Source organism: Agromyces humi (assembly GCF_009720255.1).
GTDB classification, from domain to species: domain Bacteria; phylum Actinomycetota; class Actinomycetes; order Actinomycetales; family Microbacteriaceae; genus Agromyces; species Agromyces humi.
In genome coordinates, this window is record NZ_WJSP02000766.1 from 1 (window position 1) to 585 (window position 585).

Sequence of the window (585 nt, forward strand, 5' to 3'; positions counted from 1 at the left end):
GGTCGGCTGGCAGGCGGGCGCACGCACGACCGTGTCGGAACCCTCGGCGGCCGACGCCGCCCTCGGCGGCGCGGCCTCGATCACGCTCGGCATGGGCGAGGTCGTCCCCGTCCCGGTCGTCGGGTCGACCGCCTTCGACGTGTTCGAACGGTCGGCGACGGCCGCCGACGTGCCGGCGATCGCGCTTCCCGCCGACTGGTACGACCCCACCACGATGCGGCTGCTGGCCACCACGCCCGACGGCGTCTCCGTCTACGGCGCCAAGGCGGTGGACGATCCGGCGAACGACGTCTGCGTCGTCATCGCGCATCCGAAGGGTGCCGTCGGGGGGTCCTGCACGAGCGGCGGCCTGTTCGAACGCGGCGTCCTCCAGAGCTCGCTCCATCTCGAGGGCGCCGGGTACTCGGCGACGTGGCACGCCGACGGCAGCGTGCAGGTCACGGTCCCGCGGGGGTGAGCCCGATGCAAGTGGACGACATCGCGCGGCTGGAGCGCATCGCGTACGGCGCCGGGTCGACCGAGGAGGAACGCCGGCGCGCCGCCGACGAGCTGCAGTCGCTGCGCGAGGGGGAGACGGACGGCGGC

1 protein-coding gene is annotated in these 585 nt (G+C 74.5%); it reads left to right on the forward strand.

What is annotated here, in order from left to right:
* The coding region (locus tag GH736_RS24070; protein ID WP_203230955.1) for a hypothetical protein at nucleotides 1-457 on the forward strand (457 nt) is incomplete at its 5' end.
* Nucleotides 458-585 lie beyond the last annotated feature (128 nt).